General features: G+C 59.6%; 12 protein-coding genes. 10 read left to right on the plus strand and 2 right to left on the minus strand.

The window, feature by feature from the left end:
- Nucleotides 1-30 precede the first annotated feature (30 nt).
- A complete protein-coding gene (locus ACAM27_RS01625; protein WP_023012001.1) occupies nt 31-798 on the plus strand; it encodes a sulfite exporter TauE/SafE family protein in 768 nt (255 codons plus the stop codon).
- Here ACAM27_RS01625 and ACAM27_RS01630 read toward each other — a convergent pair.
- Complete coding sequence (locus ACAM27_RS01630; protein ID WP_369612437.1) at nt 795-3,149, minus strand: GGDEF domain-containing protein; 2,355 nt, start codon at nt 3,147-3,149, stop codon at nt 795-797. The genes ACAM27_RS01625 and ACAM27_RS01630 overlap by 4 nt on opposite strands.
- A 177-nt stretch (nt 3,150-3,326) precedes the next feature.
- On the opposite strand from ACAM27_RS01630, the gene ACAM27_RS01635 reads away from it, so the two are divergent.
- The 8 genes from ACAM27_RS01635 to ACAM27_RS01670 all read left to right on the plus strand — a co-directional run bounded on the left by ACAM27_RS01635 (nt 3,327) and on the right by ACAM27_RS01670 (nt 10,182).
- Complete coding sequence (locus ACAM27_RS01635) at nt 3,327-4,124, plus strand: MotA/TolQ/ExbB proton channel family protein (protein ID WP_222180437.1); 798 nt, start codon at nt 3,327-3,329, stop codon at nt 4,122-4,124.
- The gene (locus ACAM27_RS01640) at nt 4,111-4,506 is read left to right on the plus strand and encodes a biopolymer transporter ExbD (RefSeq protein ID WP_113879589.1); all 396 of its coding nucleotides are present in this window, start codon (nt 4,111-4,113) and stop codon (nt 4,504-4,506) included. The genes ACAM27_RS01635 and ACAM27_RS01640 overlap by 14 nt, the downstream gene beginning before the upstream one ends.
- Nucleotides 4,503-4,913, plus strand: a complete 411-nt coding sequence (locus ACAM27_RS01645) for a biopolymer transporter ExbD (RefSeq protein WP_113879590.1) — start codon at nt 4,503-4,505, stop codon at nt 4,911-4,913. Before ACAM27_RS01640 ends, ACAM27_RS01645 begins: the two co-directional genes overlap by 4 nt.
- Nucleotides 4,910-5,665 (plus strand): TonB family protein, encoded by a 756-nt coding sequence (locus tag ACAM27_RS01650; RefSeq protein WP_222197732.1) that lies wholly within the window; start codon nt 4,910-4,912, stop codon nt 5,663-5,665. Before ACAM27_RS01645 ends, ACAM27_RS01650 begins: the two co-directional genes overlap by 4 nt.
- Before the next feature lie 316 nt (nt 5,666-5,981).
- Nucleotides 5,982-6,830 carry a formate/nitrite transporter family protein gene (locus ACAM27_RS01655; protein ID WP_011783761.1) on the plus strand — a complete coding sequence of 283 codons (849 nt, stop codon included), beginning with the start codon at nt 5,982-5,984 and terminating at the stop codon, nt 6,828-6,830.
- A gap of 58 nt (nt 6,831-6,888) precedes the next feature.
- Nucleotides 6,889-8,628 carry a bifunctional protein-serine/threonine kinase/phosphatase gene (locus ACAM27_RS01660; RefSeq protein ID WP_222197733.1) on the plus strand — a complete coding sequence of 580 codons (1,740 nt, stop codon included), beginning with the start codon at nt 6,889-6,891 and terminating at the stop codon, nt 8,626-8,628.
- 207 nt (nt 8,629-8,835) lie between these two features.
- Nucleotides 8,836-9,354 (plus strand): Hcp family type VI secretion system effector, encoded by a 519-nt coding sequence (locus ACAM27_RS01665; RefSeq protein WP_011783759.1) that lies wholly within the window; start codon nt 8,836-8,838, stop codon nt 9,352-9,354.
- A 165-nt stretch (nt 9,355-9,519) separates the two neighbouring features.
- Nucleotides 9,520-10,182 carry a hypothetical protein gene (locus ACAM27_RS01670; RefSeq protein ID WP_011783758.1) on the plus strand — a complete coding sequence of 221 codons (663 nt, stop codon included), beginning with the start codon at nt 9,520-9,522 and terminating at the stop codon, nt 10,180-10,182.
- 1 nt (nt 10,183) lies between these two features.
- Here ACAM27_RS01670 and ACAM27_RS01675 read toward each other — a convergent pair whose 3' ends face one another.
- Complete coding sequence (locus tag ACAM27_RS01675) at nt 10,184-12,859, minus strand: molybdopterin-dependent oxidoreductase (protein ID WP_369612438.1); 2,676 nt, start codon at nt 12,857-12,859, stop codon at nt 10,184-10,186.
- 476 nt (nt 12,860-13,335) lie between these two features.
- Between ACAM27_RS01675 and ACAM27_RS01680 the strand changes: the two genes are divergently transcribed.
- On the plus strand, nt 13,336-14,700 hold the full coding sequence (locus tag ACAM27_RS01680) for a CmpA/NrtA family ABC transporter substrate-binding protein (protein ID WP_369612439.1): 1,365 nt from the start codon (nt 13,336-13,338) through the stop codon (nt 14,698-14,700).
- The last annotated feature ends 11 nt before the right edge of the window (nt 14,701-14,711 follow it).

Raw genomic sequence — 14,711 nt, forward strand, 5'->3', positions numbered from 1 at the left:
GGAGCTTACGCCAATACCAGAGTGAGTTCCATGAGCCTGATCGTGTTTCCGGAAGCCCTGAGCACAAGCGTGATTGTGTTCCTGCTGATGGCGTCAGCGGTTACGTCAATGATCACCGCCACCCTGGGCGCAGGCGGCGGTGTCCTGCTGCTGGTACTGATGGCATCCTGGCTGCCACCGGCGGCGATCATTCCGGTGCACGGCATGATCCAGCTCGGTTCCAACAGTGGCCGGGCCATACTGACCCGGCATCATATCGACTGGAAGGTGATCGCCGCCTTCGCCCCGGGCGTGCTGGCAGGGGCCGGACTGGGTGCCTGGTTGCTGGTCGATCTGCCGGCTCATCTGTGGCAACTGAGCATTGCCCTGTTCGTGCTTTACCTGTGCTGGGGCCCCGGGTTGCCCAAGGCCTCTTTTGGCCCGTTCGGCGTGTTTATCGCTTCTGCCATTACCAGTTTCGTGAGTCTGTTCGTGGGCGCTACCGGCCCCCTGGTGGCGGCGTTTATCAAGCAGATTCACACCGACCGCTTCCGCACCGTCGCCACCTTTGGCACCGCCATGACCCTGCAGCACGCCCCCAAGGCCCTGGTATTCGGCGTGGCCGGTTTTGTGTTTTCGGAGTGGCTGCTCTTTATTCTGGCCATGATCGCCTGCGGCTTTGCCGGCACCTGGCTTGGATTACACCTGCTTAAATCCATCAATAACCGATGGTTCCACACCGCCTTCAACCTGGTACTTACCCTGCTGGCGTTCCGCTTGCTCTGGCAGGCAGCGCGCTCTGCCGGCTGGCTTGGCTAAGGCCGGTCGCCTTCGTCCGGCAGTGCAATCGATACTACGCAGTTCCGGCCCCGTGATTTGGCGATGTAGCAGCCTTCATCAGCCCGTGCCATCACCTCTTTCGGGCCGTTGTCGTGGGCTGAAACCGGCGTCAGGCCAATGCAGACGGTGACGCCAAACTGGCGACCGTCGTGTTCGATCTTCAACGCCTGCACCTTTGCCCGGATGCTTTCAGCCAGGGTTTCGGCACGCGCCATACCACAGGCTGGCAACAGAATGGCGAACTCATCACCGCCAAGTCGGGCTACCGTATCCGACTGACGCACGGCCTGTTTGAACACCTCCGCCAGCCGCTTCAGCAGATCATCGCCAACCAGGTGACCACCTTCATCGTTGACTGGCTTGAAGTGGTCCAGGTCAATCATCATCAGCACCGCCGGAACCTCTCGCTGGGGTGCATCGGCCAAAGCTTTGAGCAATGAAGCGGTAAACGCCCGCCGGTTCAGCAACTGGGTCAAGGCATCGTGGGTGGCCTCCCAGGACAATCGCTCTTCTTCCCGCCGACGTTCGCTGTCATCCCTGAGTACAAACACCAGCCGTTCCTGCCGCTCTCCTTTGCGCATATGCAGCATGGTCAGATCGATGTCGTAGATCCGGCCCTCCAGGTTTTCCAGGGTTACGTAGCAATTGTCGATTTCCTCTCCGGCCAGAAAAGTGTCGTAAACCAGTTCTTCATTGTCGTGGCGGATGGTGACGGATTCGAAAAAGTTATGGCCCACACAGTCATCCTCCAGCGCCAGAAAACCGCAGGCGGCGCCGTTGGCGTAGCGGATAGCGCCTTCGGTATCCACCATCAACACCCCTTCCTGAAGCACATCGAGAATCGAATCCGCCCGCTGCTGTTCCTCGCGAATGGCCCGTTCAAAGCGCATTTCCTGAGTCACATCCCGGACGGCAGTAATGGTACCAATGGCCTGGTCCGGCAGGTCGATCACCGAGGTAATGACATCCACCCAGACATAACCGGGCAGACGATGGGTTAGCAACCGTAGCCGGCTCCTGAAAAAGCTGCGGCGTACCAGAACATTGCGCCACCCTTTCATGGCCTTGTCCCGGTCTTCGCTGGCGACGGTTTCAATCAGGTAGCGATGGCGGAGCCAGTCCTCGGGGCGACCGACAATATCCAGAAACGCCGGGTTCACGAACTCTATACGGCCCAGGATATCAGTGTGTACGATGCCGATAGGTGCATTGCTGGTGAGGGACCGGAAGAAGGCCTCGCGTTCGGCCAGTGAACGGAAAATCTCATCCCGTTCCTGCCGCACCTGGTTGAAGACTTTGGCAACGTTGCGGATCTCCGACCCGCCCACCTCGGAAACAGGCTCCTCCCGCTCACCAGTGTGCCGCTGATATATCTGGACCCCGAGATTGCGCAACGGCGCCAACAACCGGTAGAAGATCCAGAAAGCCAGAGGCGCCAGTATTGATACTACCGCCAGCAACGCCCAGCTGAAGCCACCGGTCATCCTCAGTGCCGGAGCAAAGGCCTCACGCTCGGGCCAGACAGCGGCCACAAACCATGGCACCAGCGCCATTTGGGCATAGCCGGTTATGGTCCCGGTTTTCCGGCCCGGATGATCGTGGGATGTGCCCTCGAAACCGGACATCGCCTGCAGTAAAGAGGGGGACGATTTGCTTACGGGCACCATCACCTCTCCCGACAGACCATCAGCAAGCACGATGCCGTTTTGCGTTATCAGGCGCAGATAGCCGGTCTGGCCCACCCGGACACTGGCAAATTCACTCATGAAATTGTCGCCCTGCAGCAGAATCAGCCCGCCAATCATGCCGATGAATCGCTGTTTTGCATCAAACAGGGGCGCGGCCACCATAACGCCGGGCTGCTCATCAATTACGGTAATGTAGGGAGCGCTGATAATGGGCGACATCCGGCTGACCAGATCGGTGAAGTAGGGGCGCTGCGAGGCATTGAAACCGGGTACGTAATACGACGCTGGGGAAGCTGCCAGTAACCGACCATCGGCATCGAGAATAAAGGTGGCATCGAAAAGCTGGAGCAGGGCATCCTGATTACGCAGCAGGACCCGGGCCCGGTTTTCCAGCACGATCTCGGTAGAGGGGAAGCCTTCGGCCACCAATGTCAGTACATCCAGTCTTTCCGACAGCTTCAGATCCAGTTCCCTGGCGACCATTCCGGCAATGGTTTCCACTTGACCATACGCCATGTCCTCCAGCTCGGCCCGACTGAGCAGCCACCCGATGGCCGCAATGACAACCGCGGATGTCGCCACAAACACCACTACCAAAGCGACCGCTCGGTTGACCAGGCTGCCGAACCATTTTCTGACCAAATTAATCACTCCCGCTGCTCAGGTCCTCAGGCACTGGGCGCCCCTCACGAACACCAGATAGTTGCAAACGTCACCGAAAGTCTAACAAAGGCGGGCGGATACGTCAGATCGAGACTTGAAATTCTACTGATAATCGTTATTATTTAGGTCTATTTTCGTCTCGCCGGGAATATCTGTATGGATTCCATTACTGCCACTTCCGCATCGCTGTTCGACCACGGGCCACTCGGCCAACTGGTCGAAATGGGCGGTCCAGTCATGATCGTTCTGATCGCCATAGCCGCCATTGGCGTGATCACGTTTTTCTACCTGATGTTGTTCGGAACCTTCTACGCCCCACGATTTACCCGGAAGTTGCGCTACCTGGTTCAGCAATGGCAGGCATCCCCGGCCCAGACTTCCCCGGAAAAGATCAGAGCCGACGCTGGCTTGCTCGGGCGTACCAATCCACTGATGCATCTGCTGGTCAACACCATGACAGCCAGCAAGTGCAATCCGAATATCAGTGCTGTAAGGGAAACCGCCGTAAGGGATGCGCAAGCGGCGCTGGAACCTTTCGAGGCACCGTTAAAAATCATCGAAGTGATTGCCGCCCTGGCCCCCTTGCTGGGCCTTCTGGGTACCGTAATGGGCATGATGGAAGCATTCAGCGCGATGGCGGCGACCGATGGTCGCGCTAACGCCAGCCAGCTGTCCGGTGGTATCTATGAGGCGTTGACCACGACGGCCGCAGGCCTGGTGGTAGCCATTCCTTTTGCGGCGCTGGCGGCCTGGATTGAGTTCCGTCTGCGCCGGATCCACAAGACCATCAACAGTGCCCTTGTCAGCGTCTTCAACGTGCTGCCTGGCGACGAAACGGCCACAGCGGCAGACGTGGCCACACCGGCAGCCGAGCCCCGCCCTGAGAGGGCACCAGAGGCGGATCGGAGTTATTCGGTCGGCGATAATCAGCGGCTGGCACATGCAGCTGGTTGACCCCCGGCCAAACCGCCCGATCCCCATCCGGATAACACCACTGATCGATGTGGTGTTCATCCTGTTGGTGTTCTTTATGCTTACCACCCGGTTGTTACCGGTAGATTATCTGGAACTGGCGAACAATACCGGCCAGCAGAGCAGTGCCACAGGCGACCCCCTGCCAGAGCTCAGGGTCAATGCCAATGGCACGGTACGCTGGGAGAAGAAAGACTTCGACCTGGCGCAGCTACTGTCGACGCTGAACGCTGAAGGGGTAAGCGAAGCCAATCTCGCCACTACGCCCGATACCAGCCTGGCCCATTTCACCCGGATCCTCAGTGCGCTGGATAACGCCGGCATTGAACCTCACTGGAAGCGTACAAACACGCCTGACTCATGACAGACCTGGTTCCACCTCCATCAACCTCTGGCAAGGGCCTTCTGGAACGTGTTGAAGATGCGTTGCTGCCCTTGATCAATCTGGTGTTTCTGCTGCTGATGTTTTTCATTGTAGCGGGACAACTTACCAACGAACCGCTGCCAGAACTGCCTGGTACCGAGCAGAGCCCGGAACAGCAGGCACCCGAGGCCGACATGATGATTCAGGCCGATGGCCAATGGCAGGTCGAAGGCAAGCACCAGACCCGCGAGAGTCTGCTTGCCGCGCTACCGGCTCCGGATGAGAACGTACCCTTGAAGATTGCGGCGGATCAAAGCCTGACCATGGCCAATCTGGAGGATTTGCTGAGAATATTGGAAGAGGGCGGTTATTCGGAAGTTCTGCTGCTCACGGAGCCTGCCACATGACAACAGCAGGTCGGCTACCCAAAGCCCTGTTCCTGATCATCGCCATGATCGCAACCGCCATTACAGCGGTCCTGGCCACGCCCGAGGAAACCCTGGAGATGCCGGTTCTGGGTGACAGTGCCGTGAACACCGCCCCCGCAATCAAGATCAATCTCGCCGGCAGGAAATCGGTAGAGCCAAAGCCGGAAGTCGCGCCGGAACCCGAACCGGCTCCAGTGCCAGAACCGCGGCCCAAGCCAGAACCCAAACCAGAGCCCAAACCAGAGCCAAAGCCGGAACCGAAACCTGAACCCGTGCCAGAACCAGAACCTGAGCCAATACCAGAACCTGCCCCCACACCGCAGGAACCAGAATCCAGCACCACCGAGGTCGTGGCAGAAAGTTCCGAACAACCTCAGGGCGAAGAAGCGGACAGTAACACCAACCAAAGCGCGGTACCTTTGCAGAATGCCGGTCAGTCATCACAGGTAGACAGCTACCTGAGCAAGCTCAGCCGGCACCTGGCACGCTATTACGAGTATCCTCGCCGTGCCCGCCGGCTGGGCCAGGAGGGTACGCCGGTGATTGTCTTCGAATTCCGGCGTGATGGCTCGCTGGTGGAACACTCACTGCGCGACAGCTCCGGGCACCCACTGCTGGACGATGCCGCTCTGGCCATGCTGGCGCAGGCGGCGCCTCTGCCAGCCGTGCCGGACTCCATGCGCGGCAAGTCCTTTACCTACGCTCTGCCAGTCCGTTTTAATCTGCGCTGATTCACCCGCTGCCAGGCACCAATGAAAGGCAGGGCGCACTCTGCCGGTGCGCTGGCCAGCAATGCAGGCACCAAACCGCAACCGATACCCTCACTCAACCTTTTGATTCTTAAATCAAACCCTGAAAGCTCTCAACACTGGCACACTCTCTGCTCAGACATCCTCAGCAGATAGCCTGTTCATCTTCATTCAGGCTGCCCGCGCACATTCTGTTCAGACGACGGCGTCTACTCATTCCTGCCCCTACCGGGCAGGCAATGAGGGCGCCGTTTTTTGTTGGCTCCAGATAACCAGAAAGCGATCAGGGGAACACACTATGTCTTACATCATGCCTTCGGAGTTCGTCACCAAGATGGTGGACGCCGGTGAATCAAAAATATACATGGCCACCCGGGATGTCCTCATCCGGGCCTTTATGGCCGGGGCGATCCTGGCACTGGCGGCGGTGTTCGCCATTACCGTCGGCGTACAGACCGGCAGCCCGCTGGTCGGCGCACTGCTGTTTCCGGTCGGGTTCTGCATGCTTTATCTGATGGGGTTCGACCTGCTCACCGGGGTGTTCATGCTGACCCCGCTGGCCCTTCTCGACCGACGCCCCGGGGTGGATACCCGCGGCATCCTTCGAAACTGGGGCTGGGTGTTCCTGGGTAACTTCGGCGGTGCCCTGACGGTTGCCACCATCATGGCCTTTGTTTTCACCTACGGTTTCAACACCGAAGCCGGAGTGGTCGGGGACAAAATTGCCTCTATCGGCAAGGCCCGTACCCTGGGTTATGCCGAACATGGTGTGGCTGGCTGGTTCACCATCTTCCTGCGGGGTGTACTGTGTAACTGGATGGTATCCATGGGCGTGGTGGGCGCGATGATCTCCACCACGGTCCAGGGCAAGGTACTGGCCATGTGGATGCCGATCATGCTGTTCTTCTACATGGGCTTTGAGCACTCCATCGTCAACATGTTCCTGTTCCCGTTTGCACTGATGATGGGCGGCGAGTTCAGTATCATGGATTACTTCATCTGGAACGAGATCCCCACCGTTCTGGGCAACCTGGTAGGTGGCCTGTCCTTCACTGGGCTGACGCTTTACGCCACCCACGTCCGCACCGCACCCAAGCGCACCCTGGCAACAGACTACCGCGAACCCGTCAGCGCCCGCAGCGCCTGATTACCACCAAGGCCCTGCCGGTGCCGCACACACCGGCGGGCTTCAGTGGCTCATATTCATGTCCAACTGCGAACAGCTCACGATAGAAGCCGGACAATTCAGCAGCGCCGGCCGGAAACCCGCCAACCAGGATTTCCATGGCCTGCTGATACCCGACAATCACCAGCGCCACAGCAAGGGAATTGCGGCAGGGATTGCCGATGGCATCAGCTCCAGCAATGTCAGCCAGATCGCCAGTGAAGCGGCGGTGGCCGGTTTCCTGAGCGACTACTACTCAACCCCCGAGAGCTGGTCGGTGAAACAATCAGCCGAACGGGTGCTGAGGGCAAGCAATGCCTGGCTGCACGCCCAGACCCGACAAAGCCGATATCGCTATGACCAGGACCGGGGCTACGTCTGCACCTTCAGTGCCCTGGTTCTGAAATCCGCAACGGCGCACCTGTTTCATGTGGGAGACGCCCGTATCTACCGGCTTCAGGGCAACACGCTGGAACAACTCACAACCGACCACCGGGTCTGGCTTTCGGCCGAGGAAAGCTGCCTGAACCGGGCTCTTGGGCTGAGCCCGCAACTGGATATCGAGTATCGCTGTCTCGCCCTGCACCGGAACGACGTGTTTCTGATGATGACCGATGGCGTTTACGAACGGCTCTCGGCCGGTGATATCACCCTTTGCCTTGCCGACAACGGGGACAATCTGGATCACGCCGCCCGGTCGCTGGCCCAACTCGCCCTGGAAAGGGGAAGTGAGGATAACCTGACGGTCCAGGTATTGCGGGTAACCCGGTTACCCTCTCGGACACAGGACACCAGCGCCCAGGAGGCCTACCGGGAACTGCCCTTCGCACCCGAGCCCACACCCGGTGAGGTGCTGGATGGTTACCGAATCATCAGGGCCCTGCATATCAGCAGCCGAAGCCACGTTTACCTGGCCAGGGATGAGAGGTCCGGGAAGCAAGTCGCAATTAAGTTCCCGGCGATGGAGTTGCGGCAGTATCCGGATGAGCTGGAGCGATTTGTCACCGAACGCTGGATTGCCCAGCGCGTGCAGAGCCCCCATGTGGTTGCCATCTTTGCCCCGGAGCGCCCGCAAAGCTGCCTGTATCTGGCTACTGACTTTGTAGAAGGTTGTACCTTGCGGCAATGGATGCTTGATCATCCGCAGCCAGACCTGGAAACCGTGCGACAACTGGCCGAACAGATTGCCCGGGGACTCAGGGCCTTTCACCGGCTGGAAATGGTGCACCAGGATCTGAAACCGGAAAATGTCCTGATCACACCGGATGGCCGGGCCATGCTGGTCGATTTTGGAGCTACCCGGGTCGCCGGTCTGGAAGAAGCCGGCAAGCCTGCCGCTTGCTATCCGATTGGAGCCGCCCTCTACTCGGCGCCGGAGCTCTTTCTCGGCGAACCCGGCAGCTGGCAGTCGGACCAGTACGCCCTGGGCGTGATTATCTATCAACTATTAACCGGGCGCCTGCCCTACCATACCGATGTACCCCGCATCCGCTCTCGCAAACAACTACAGGCTCTGACATACCGGCCCGCCAGGGCCTGGCGTGAAGACCTGCCGCCGTGGCTGGATGCCACCCTGGCCCGGGCCACCCATCCGGAGCCCCATCGCCGCTACCCGGCGCTGTCGGAACTGCTCTACGAACTCCGACACCCCGGACGGGACTGGCGTGCCCGACACCATCCACCTCTCATGGAGCGGCATCCGGTGCGTTTCTGGCAAGGCGTCTCGGCCCTGCTCCTGCTGGCGCTATTAACCTCCCTCGCCGGTGGCTCCTGGAACTGAGCCTTGGGCCATTTATTGCCCGGCCAGCAAAAGCTCGCCCGCCCGCCAAGCAACGCCTTGCCCGAAGACACTCAGATATCGCCCGCAGGCCACGTAACCACTTGTTATATCAATACATTCAATAACTGGCACGGCGATTGTTATCTGTTATGCCGTCCAGGGAACATCCTTGGGACACTCATTCACAACATTGTCATGGAGCAGACTATGCCAACTCCTTGTTATATCAGCATCGAAGGCCAAACCCAGGGTAACATCACCGCTGGCGCGTTCACTTCCGATTCCGTAGGCAACATCTACGTTGAAGGTCACGAAGACGAAGTGCTGGTCCAGGAATTCAGCCACGTTGTTACCGTTCCAACGGATCCCCAGTCCGGCCAGCCTTCCGGTCAGCGCGTTCACAAGCCGTTCAAGTTCACTGCGGCCCTGAACAAAGCCACTCCGCTGATGTACAACGCCCTGGCTTCCGGCGAAATGCTGCCGAAGGTAGAGCTGAAGTGGTACCGCACTTCCGTAGAAGGCAAGCAGGAGCACTTCTTCTCCACCATCCTGGAAGATGCCACCATCATCAACATCGATTGCAACATGCCCCACTGCCAGGATCCGGCCAAGGCCGAGTTCACCCAACTGGTAGAAGTATCCCTGGCCTACCGTAAGGTTACCTGGGAGCACGCGGTTGCCGGTACTTCCGGTGCTGACGACTGGCGTTCTCCGGTCGAAGCCTGATCCCTCAGGTTCGATCGCAGGAAAACGGCTGGCCCTCGGGCCGGCCGTTTTTGTTTTCACCAGCAAATTACTGGAAAATAGCTGCCTGACATTCGAGATCAAGCGCCACCGGTACATTTTGTGACCCCCACTCAATCGCAAACAGCAAGGCAGATTGGCACCCTCATGTGCCAGACCACCCGGGACATTCTCTGGACGCCGGCTGAAGGCTGGGTTCAGCAGGCAAATCCGGGCGCCGGGCTGGCATTGCGGGTCGGCTCGGGCCAGGCCACCTACCACCGCTTTGATCCTCGCAAGAAACAGCACCTGATTACCTACGGAGCCCGGATGATCGCCGCCAAGCATCAACCGGCCACCGCCCAGGGCTGGCTATCAACCCGGGAGATCCGTGGCCGGGGTTATTTCGGGGGCGAGGTAACTGTGCTGAACCTGCTGGCGCATACCTGCTGCCATGAGTTTGCCCATTTGCTACAGCACAGTGCCGGGCAACGGCATTACGGCTCCGTTCACAACCGGCATTTCTATGAGGCCCTGGACGATCTGCATCATAGCGGTGCAGCCGACGCTACCCGACGGCACCTGTCCGGGCTGGCCAGCGACTGCGGGATAGAGCTAGCCAGTACACCCTTTGAATTTCCGAGTCCCGCTGCGGAGTACCGGCGCTGGCAGGTGGGGGATTCGGTGGTGTTCGGCGATGGCCGGCGCGAGAAGCGAGGCCAGGTGGTACGCGTTAACCGCAAGACCTGCACGGTGACTGTCAGCCAGCATGCCCGGATCCTTCGCTATCGGGTACCATTGTCGCTGCTTAGGCGGGCGGCCGCGGCCTGATTCAGGCAGGTTCCCGAGCCCCTGTGCGCGCCAGCAGGTCCCGGATCTCCGGCAGACAGGAGCCACAGTTGGTGCCACACTTCAGCTGCTCACCCAGTGCTTCGGGGCTGGCCATGCCCTGTTCAATGGCCTGGGCAATCTGGTTCTCACCCACGCCAAAACAACTGCAGACAATCGGCCCTGACGCTTCCCCTTCCACTGTGCCTGCCGCCAGTAACGAGCGGCGTTGTTCCGACGCCAGCTCACCTTTGCCAAAACAACTGTCCAGCCAGTCCAGATCCGGCATGGTCTGGACACAGGGCTCAACCAGCAACACGGCGTCCAGTCGATCGCCACTAAGCCAGGCGGCCCGGTAGCGCTGTCTCGCCCGGTCTTCCATGACCAGTTCCGGTTCCCGCGAAAAACAACGTTGCCCCCATTCCCGCCAGTTCATTTCGTGGCCCCCGGCGAACCACCAGCCGTGACTGTGCGGCAGGCGCTGGCAACTCCAGTAGGCAAGAGCGGTGTGGTCCAACGAGGCAAGGCGGGGATCACGCAGCAATAGCCTCGCCTGCCAGCGGGTCACCAGGGGCCGGATGGTCGCCACACCATGCTTGCCTTCTGGCTGACCGGAAATGGGATCCACAACCGGACGGATCAGGCTGGACGCCAAAGCGGAGGAGGCAAACCGGCCATTCCAGTGGATGGGCACAAACACTTCACCTGTGCGCTGGCCGGTGCTGCCCCGGACCCGGCCAACGTAGTCCGCATTGCCCGGCCCACGCAGCACCGCCAGGGCACCTTCAATCAAACCAAAGCCGGCAATATCCGCCGGGTGCAACTCTATGAACGGCTCGCTGCGATGGGCAAACAGCCTGGGTGCCAGGGCCGTTCGGGTCATGGTATGCCATTGGTCACGGATTCGGCCGGTATTCACCACCAGCGGGTACCGGGGTCCAGGTAGCTGCCCGGGCGGCAAACTGGACACGGGCACCAATCGTGCCCGGCCATCCGGCGTGGGAAATTGCCCGTGCCCAAACAGCCGACGGGTTTGCAACCAGGCCCCGGGGTTACCCTCCGTGACCGGCCACTGCACCGGCGCCAGCTCGTCATACTCCTGGTTGCTGAGTTGAGACAAGGCGGAGATATTGAACACACGCTCGCCTCCGTTACCATAACCGGACAACACCGCATGTTCGCGAAAGATATCGGCAGGGCATGTGTAATCGAAAGCATGAGCATGACCCAGCGAACAGGCAACGTCCCGAATAATCTGCCAGTCCGGCCGGACCTGCTCCGGCAGGGGCAGAAACCGGCGTTGGCGTGAAATGCGCCGTTCGGAATTGGTCACCGTTCCATCTTTCTCGCCCCAACCGGCAGCCGGCAAGAGAATATCGGCAAACTGCGTGGTATCGGTCTGGGCCACACAATCCGAGACGATCAGAGTCTGGCAACGGGACAATGCCTGGTGAATACGTTCGCTGCCCGGCAGGCTGACTGCGGGGTTGGTTCCCATCACCCAGAGTACCCGGATCTCTCCCCGATGGACTGCCTCGAACAGGTCCACCGCTTTATGACCGGGAGCACGGGCCATCTTCTCGCTGTGCCAGAAATCCGAAACCCTGAGCAAAGCGCCTGGCGTGTCATAATCCATATGGGCTGCCAGAGTATTGGCCAGCCCGCCAACTTCACGGCCACCCATGGCATTGGGTTGTCCCGTCAGCGAAAACGGGCTCGCTCCCGGTCGGCCCACCCGGCCGGTAGCCAGATGGCAGTTAATGATGGCGTTGGCCTTATCCGTACCAGCAACCGACTGATTAATACCCTGGGAAAACGCTGTCACTGTCCGTCCGGTGTCTGCAAACCATTGATAGAAACACTCCACCTCTTTTACTGCCAGATCGCAGCCCCTGGCCACCGCTTGCACAGAAGGCGCGCAGGATCGGGCGATCGCCAGGGTTTCCTCTAAGCCGTTACAATGCTCGGCAAGGTAGTCCTCCGCCAGGGCTCCGTGATCGTGCAGCCAGACCAGCAGGCCATTGAACAACAGGGTGTCGGTTCCGGGGCGAAGCTGAAGGTGCAGATCAGCGAGATCCGCTGTCGTTGTCTTCCTGGGATCGATGACCACCACTCTCCGTCCCTGACGGCGCGCGGCACTCATTCGCTGGTACAGTACCGGGTGGGCCCAGGCGGCGTTGCTGCCCGCGAGCACCAGCAGGTCCGCCAGCTCAAGATCCTCGTAGCAACCGGGAACACAGTCCTCGCCAAAAGCACGCTTATGTGCCGCAACGGCCGAGGACATGCACAGTCTGGAATTGGTATCCACGTGAGGTGTGCCGATGAACCCCTTGGCCAGCTTGTTGGCAATGTAATAATCCTCCGTGAGTAACTGCCCGGAGAGATAGAAGGCCACGGATTCCGCGCCATGCTCACGCACCGAATCGGAAATGGCCCCGGCGACCCGGTCAATGGCTTCCTCCCATGTCACCTCATAGCCCGCGACCTTTGGCACCAGCAAGCGGCTGGTATCCTCCAGCGTCTCATGCAAGGCAGAACCTTTGACGCAAAGCCGCCCGCCATTGGCCGGGTGCTGATGATCGCCTTCGACATGGCCAGGGGCGGCCAGAACACCGCAGCCAACACCACAGTAAGGGCAGGTGGTGGCAATAGAGTCCGCTGGCGTGTCGTGGTGTTTCATGCTGTTCCTCGCTCTTGAACCAAAAAAGCCCACCACCCGGTTTCCGTTTCCAGAGCCGGGGGGCGGGCTTCGTTGCCTGTGTTGTCTGCCATAAAAGAAAGCAATTAGGGGGCCAGCGCACGATTTGATGTCTCCAAGGGCCTTGAATGGCGCCTGGTGCGCCTGTCGAAGCCAGTTGCACCGCTAAATAGCTTCCTTGAAAAGCCTATCGATGGGCGTTCACCTTGGTGCAAAGGGCGATTTTCTGCACCAAAACCACCCCGGCAAAGCACGGGCTTCCCCTGCTGGAACGACCAGGGCTCCCGCAACTTACTGAAATACATAAATAGTCCTGGATGGCACGGCTTGTGCTGAGTGATTAGTGAACCATCACGACATCACAGCTCTCATTTACAGGCATCGGCGCCTGCTCTCCGGCAACGGAGGCAGGCGCTTTTTTTTGCGCGTCTGAAATGAGAGAACCGAGAGGCATCACGATGAAGACAGTGAACCATTATGTTCGACCTTTACTGACCGCCACCCTGATCGGCCTGATTTCCCTGGCCCAGGCCGATATTGGCCCGGCGGAGAAACCCGATCTCAAGCTTGGCTTTATTAAACTCACGGATATGGCGCCCCTGGCGGTTGCCTGGGAACAGGGCTACTTCATGGACGAAGGGTTATTCGTAGAACTCGAAGCCCAGGCGAACTGGAAGGTGCTGCTGGACCGGGTCATCACCGGTGAACTGGATGGTGCCCACATGCTGGCCGGCCAACCCCTGGGCGCATCCATAGGCTATGGCACCCAGGCCGATATCATCACCGCCTTCAGTATGGACCTCAACGGCAACGGTATTACCGTGTCCAACGACGTCTGGGAAGCGATGAAACCAAACCTGGAAATGGAAGGTGATCATCCGGAACACCCGATTTCAGCCAGCGCACTGAAGCCGGTGGTTGAGCAGACCCGCGCCAACGGCGAGCGCTTCCGCATGGGCATGGTGTTTCCGGTGTCCACCCACAATTACGAACTGCGTTACTGGCTGGCCGCCGGTGGCCTGAATCCCGGCTTCTACGCGCCCCAGCGCGGCGATACCAGCGGCACCCTCCAGGCCGATGTGCACCTCTCCGTGACACCGCCGCCCCAGATGCCCGCCACCATGGAAGCAGGCACCATACAGGGCTACTGCGTGGGCGAGCCCTGGAATCAGCAGGCGGTTTTCAAGGGCATCGGTGTACCGGTGATTACCGATTATGAAATCTGGCCCAACAACCCGGAAAAGGTGTTCGGGGTCACCGAAGCCTGGGCCGAGCAGAACCCCAATACCCACCTTCGGTTACTGCGGGCTCTGATCCGCGCAGCTTACTGGCTGGACGAAAACCAGAATGCTAACCGGGAGGCCGCCGTGGACATCCTTGCCCGCCCCAGCTACGTGGGGGCCGACAGGGAAGTCATTGCCAACTCCATGACCGGTACCTTCGAGTATGAAAAGGGCGATGTCCGGGAAGTACCGGATTTCAACGTCTTTTTCCGCTACCACGCTACCTATCCGTATCCGTCTGATGCGATCTGGTACCTGAGTCAGATGCGGCGCTGGGGCCAGATTCCAGAAGCAAAATCCGACGACTGGTATATGAAGACCGCAGCCCGGGTGTATCGGGGCGATCTTTACGCCGAAGCCGCCCAGTCACTGATCGAGGACGGCCTGATGACTACCAGTGATTTCCCGGACTTTGCCCGGGAGAATTTCGAACGCCCCATGCAGGGAGAGCTGATTGACGGCGTCCCTTTCACTCCGCGCGAACCCAATGCCTACATCAACCGTTTCAGTATCGGCCTGAAAGGGTCGGAGACACCGTAAGGGAGGGCCTG

It is taken from the genome of Marinobacter sp. RI1, from assembly GCF_041155085.1.
Lineage (GTDB): Bacteria > Pseudomonadota > Gammaproteobacteria > Pseudomonadales > Oleiphilaceae > Marinobacter > Marinobacter nauticus.

Bases quoted from the DNA above. Each gene is read 5' to 3' on its own strand.
- ACAM27_RS01660 (WP_222197733.1), top strand. From the start codon at position 6,889: ATGTCCAACTGCGAACAGCTCACGATAGAAGCCGGACAATTCAGCAGC.
- ACAM27_RS01675 (WP_369612438.1), bottom strand. From the start codon at position 12,859: ATGAAACACCACGACACGCCAGCGGACTCTATTGCCACCACCTGCCCT.
- ACAM27_RS01665 (WP_011783759.1), top strand. From the start codon at position 8,836: ATGCCAACTCCTTGTTATATCAGCATCGAAGGCCAAACCCAGGGTAAC.
- ACAM27_RS01625 (WP_023012001.1), top strand. From the start codon at position 31: ATGAGCCTGATCGTGTTTCCGGAAGCCCTGAGCACAAGCGTGATTGTG.
- ACAM27_RS01645 (WP_113879590.1), top strand. From the start codon at position 4,503: ATGACAGACCTGGTTCCACCTCCATCAACCTCTGGCAAGGGCCTTCTG.
- ACAM27_RS01670 (WP_011783758.1), top strand. From the start codon at position 9,520: ATGTGCCAGACCACCCGGGACATTCTCTGGACGCCGGCTGAAGGCTGG.
- ACAM27_RS01680 (WP_369612439.1), top strand. From the start codon at position 13,336: ATGAAGACAGTGAACCATTATGTTCGACCTTTACTGACCGCCACCCTG.
- ACAM27_RS01640 (WP_113879589.1), top strand. From the start codon at position 4,111: ATGCAGCTGGTTGACCCCCGGCCAAACCGCCCGATCCCCATCCGGATA.
- ACAM27_RS01650 (WP_222197732.1), top strand. From the start codon at position 4,910: ATGACAACAGCAGGTCGGCTACCCAAAGCCCTGTTCCTGATCATCGCC.
- ACAM27_RS01655 (WP_011783761.1), top strand. From the start codon at position 5,982: ATGTCTTACATCATGCCTTCGGAGTTCGTCACCAAGATGGTGGACGCC.
- ACAM27_RS01635 (WP_222180437.1), top strand. From the start codon at position 3,327: ATGGATTCCATTACTGCCACTTCCGCATCGCTGTTCGACCACGGGCCA.